The sequence below is a fragment of the Streptomyces sp. CA2R106 genome, from assembly GCF_037034245.1.
Classification (GTDB): domain Bacteria; phylum Actinomycetota; class Actinomycetes; order Streptomycetales; family Streptomycetaceae; genus Actinacidiphila.
Genome location: NZ_JBAGKC010000078.1, coordinates 1 through 4,436, shown reverse-complemented (window position 1 = coordinate 4,436; position 4,436 = coordinate 1). Strand labels below are relative to the sequence as shown.

The 4,436-nt window shown below is 73.5% G+C and carries 2 protein-coding genes; both read left to right on the top strand.

The features are described from left to right. On the top strand, positions 1 to 4,092 hold a 4,092-nt coding region (locus WA788_RS35005), incomplete at its 5' end, for a type I polyketide synthase (protein ID WP_335984419.1). A 26-nt stretch (positions 4,093 to 4,118) separates the two neighbouring features. Continuing rightward, a partial coding sequence (locus WA788_RS35000; protein ID WP_335984418.1) for a beta-ketoacyl synthase N-terminal-like domain-containing protein occupies positions 4,119 to 4,436 on the top strand: 318 nt, incomplete at its 3' end.

Here is a 4,436-nt window from a genome sequence, read left to right as displayed (position 1 = left end):
GCCCCGGCGGTCGTGGCGCCCGAGGAGGACGGGGAGCCGCGGCCGGACGCGGTGGTGCCGTGGGTGCTGTCCGCGGCTTCCCCGGAGGCGCTGCGGGCGCAGGCGGAGCGGCTGCGGTCGTATGTTGCCGGGCGGGCTGGCCTGCGGCCGGTGGATGTGGCGTGGTCGTTGGCGACGACGCGGGGTGCGTTGGAGCACCGTGCGGTGGTGGTGGGTGCGGATCTGGGTGAACTGGTCGATGGTCTGGACGTGTTGGCGCAGTCCGGTGTGGCGGTGGGCGGGCGGACGGCGTTCCTGTTCACGGGGCAGGGTGCGCAGCGGCTTGGGATGGGCCGGGAGTTGTATGACGTGTTTCCGGTGTTCCGGGGGGCGTTGGACGAGGTGTGTGCGGAGTTGGACGCGGTGATGGCGCGTCCGGTGCGTGCGGTGATGTGGGGTGAGGATGCGGAGGTGTTGGCGCGTACGGAGTTCACGCAACCGGCGCTGTTCGCCGTCGAGGTGGCGTTGTTCCGGTTGTTGGCGTCGTGGGGGATTCGGCCGGATGCGGTGGCGGGGCATTCGATCGGTGAGATCGCGGCGGCGCACGTGACAGGTGTGTTGTCGTTGCGGGACGCGTGTGTGCTGGTGGCGGCGCGGGGCCGGTTGATGCAGCAACTCCCGGTGGGCGGGGCGATGGTGGCGGTCGAGGCGACCGAGGCGGAGGTGCGTGAGCTGCTGGCCGGTGTGGTGGCGGACACCGTGGGTGTGGCGGCGGTCAACGGGCCGCAGTCCGTGGTGATCTCGGGTGCGGAGGCCGACGTCGAGCAGGTGGCGGAGCAACTGGCTGAGCAAGGCCGGCGGGTCAAGCGGCTCGCGGTCAGCCACGCGTTCCACTCGCCGTTGATGGAGCCGATGGTGGCGGAGTTCCGTACGGTCGTGGCGGGCCTGGACTTCCACGAACCCTCCGTGCCGTTCGTGTCCACGGTGACGGGTGCTGTGGTCGGCGCGGAGATCGCCGTACCGGAGTACTGGGTGCGGCACGTGCGGGAGGCGGTGCGGTTCGCGGACGGGCTGCGGGCGCTGCACGCGCTGGGGGTGCGGCGGTTTGTGGAGGTCGGGCCGGACGCGGTGCTGGCCGGGCTGGTGGAGCCGGCGCTCGAGCCGGTGCTTGAGACGGACGTGGCCGCGGTGGCCGTACTGCGGCGGGACCGGGCGGAGGAGCGGGAGGTCATGGCCGCGGTGGGCCGGCTGCACATGGCTGGGGTGCCCCTCGAGTGGGCGGCGGTGCTGCCCGGTGGGCGGCGGGTGGAGCTGCCGACGTACGCGTTCCAGCACGAGCGGTACTGGTTGGAGGCCCCGGCCGGTGCGGGCGATGTCGCCGCGGCCGGGCTGCGGAGCGCCGGGCATCCGCTGCTCGGTGCGGCGGTCGAGCTGGCCGGCGCCGACCGTACGGTGTTCGCGGGCCGGTTGTCCCTCGCGTCGCACGGGTGGCTGGCGGACCACGCCGTGGGCGACGTGGTGCTGGTGCCGGGTGCGGCGCTGGTGGAGCTGGCGCTGCGGGCGGGGGACGAGGTCGGGTGCGGCCGTTTGGAGGAGTTGACGCTCCAGGCGCCGCTGGTGCTGCCGGCGAGCGGAGCGGTGCAGATCCAGGTCGCGGTGGGCGAGGCGGACGACGCCGGGCGCCGTACCGTCGAGGTCCACTCCCGCCCCCATGACCCGAGCGGCGCGGGGACCGCCGAGTGGACCGCGCACGCCGACGGCGTCCTCGCGGCGGTCGACACCGCCCCCGACAAGCAGGACGGACCCTGGCCGCCCGCCGGGGCCGCCCCCGTCGACGTGTCCGGCGTCTATGACGCGCTCGCCGGCGAGGGCCTGAACTACGGCCCCTCGTTCCGCGGCCTGCGGGCGGCCTGGCGGCAGGGCGACGAGGTCCTTGCCGAGGTCGCTCTCCCCAATGAACTGGCCGACTCGGCCGACTCGTTCGGGCTGCACCCGGCCCTGCTGGACGCCGCTCTCCACACGAGCGGCCTGCTGCCGCTCGCCGACGGTTCGGGCACGCGGCTGCCGTTCGCGTGGGCGGATGTGGCGCTGCACGCGGTGGGTGCGGTGGCGGTGCGGGTGCGGGTTGCGCCGGATGGGCGTGGGGGTGTGGCGGTGGAGTTGTTCGACGAGGTGGGGTTGCCGGTGGCGTCGGTGGGTTCGTTGGCGTTGCGTGAGGTGAGTCGGGAGCAGTTGGCGGCGGCGTCGGTGGGGGGTGAGGACGCGCTGTTCGGGGTGGAGTGGGTGCCGGTGGTGGGTGGGGGTGAGGCGGGTCCGGTCGCGGTGGTGGGTGCCGAGGGGGCGTACGCCGATGTGGACGCGTTGCTGGCGTCGGGCGATGACGTACCCGGGACGGTGGTGTGGGAGTGCGGTCCGGTCGATGACGGCGCCGTTCCGGAGGCCGTACGGTCGCGGCTGGCCGAGGTGCTGGGTGTGGTGCGGCGGTGGGTGGGTGAGGAGCGGCTCGCCGGGTCGCGGTTGGTGGTGGTGACTCGGGGCGCGGTGGCCGTGTCCGCCGGTGAGTTGGTGGAGGTGGGGTCTGCGCCGGTGTGGGGTCTGGTGCGGGTGGCGCAGGCGGAGTACCCGGGGCGGTTCGTGCTGGCGGATCTGCCGGTGGGCGCCGACGTTGAGACGGTGGTGCCCGGGCTGGCCTCGGCAGAGGGGCAGTTGGCGGTCCGGGATGGCGTGGTGCGGGTGCCGCGTCTGACACGGGCGGAGGTTCCGGCGTCGGAGGGCCCGGCATTCGGGGACGGCCCGGTGTTGGTGACCGGGGCGTCGGGCGCGTTGGGCTCCGTAGTTGCCCGGCACCTCGTGGTGGCGCACGGCGTACGGGAGTTGGTGTTGCTGAGCCGTCGCGGCCTGGAAGCGGCTGGCATGCCGGAGTTGAGCCGTGAGTTGACCGAGCAGGGTGCTGCGGTGGAGGTGGTGGCGTGTGATGCGGCCGACCGGGATGCGCTGGCCGACGTACTCCACGGCCGCCGTCTCACGGGTGTGGTGCACGTGGCGGGTGTACTGGACGACGGTGTACTGGACTCACTCGACGACGGGCGCTTCGACACGGTCCTGCGCCCGAAGGTGGACGCGGCCTGGAACTTGCATGAGCTGACCCGGGGCATGGAGCTGTCGGCGTTCGTGCTGTTCTCGTCGGCCGCTGGTGTGTTCGGCAATGCGGGCCAGGCGAACTACGCGTCGGCGAACGTCTTCCTGGACGCCCTCGCCCAGACCCGGCGTGCCGAGGGCCTACCGGGGCTGTCCCTCGCCTGGGGCCTGTGGGCCGGGGCGGAGAGTGCGATGACTGCCGGGCTGGGTGTGGCGGACCAGAAACGTATCGCGCGGCTCGGTGCGGAGGCGCTGAGTGAGGCGGAGGGGTTGGCGCTGCTGGACCGGGCGCTAGGTGCGGGCGGCGGCGCGGGGACGGACGGCCTGCTCGTCCCCGTACGCCTCAACCTCCCCGCCCTGCGGACGCTCGCGGACTCCGGCCGGCTGCCCGCGCTGCTCGGCGGGCTCGTCCGTACCCGGCCCCGTCGGGCGGTGGGCGCTGCGGCGGCGGGCGGCGGTGTTCCGCTGCGGGAGCGCCTGGCCGGCATGAACGAGGCCGAGGCGGAACAGCACGTGGTGCGGCTGATCCGGAGCGAGGTCGCCGCGGTCCTCGGTCACGCGTCGCCGGACGTGGTCGGCCCGAAGCGGTCGTTCACCGAGCTGGGCTTCGACTCGCTGACCGCGGTGGAGCTGCGCAACCGCCTCACCGCGGTGACCGGCCTGCGGCTGCCCGCCACGCTCATCTTCGACTACCCCAACTCCACGCTGCTCGCGCGGCAGATCCGGCTGGAGCTCACCCCGGAAGCGGCGGCCGAGGCGCCGGCGGACGCCGAGGAGCGGGCCTTCCGGGAGGCCGTCGCGGCGATTCCGATGGCGCGGTTCCGTGAGGCCGGCCTGCTGGACCTGGTCCGCCAACTGGCCGACCCGGTGGCGGAAGAGGCGACCGTCCCGGGAGGGGACGACGAGGCCGAGTCCATCGACGAGATGGACCTCGACAACCTGGTGCGCATGGCGCTCGACGGCAAAGACTCCTGACCCACCTCGCAATCCGGAGCAGAAACATGGCAACGCCCAACGAAAAGGTCGTCGCGGCACTGCGCGCCTCCCTCAAGGAGACCGAGCTGCTGCGCCGGCAGAACAACGCGCTGCGCGCCGCCTCCAGCGAGCCGATCGCGATCGTGGGGATGGCGTGCCGTTTCCCCGGGGGTGTCGGGTCACCGGAGGACCTGTGGGAGGTGGTGCGTTCGGGCGCCGACGTCATCTCGGAGTTCCCGGCGGACCGGGGCTGGGATGTGGAGGCCCTGTACGACCCGGACCCGGACCGCCCCGGCAAGACCTACGGCCGCCGCGGTGGGTTCCTGGATGCGGTGGCGGAGTTT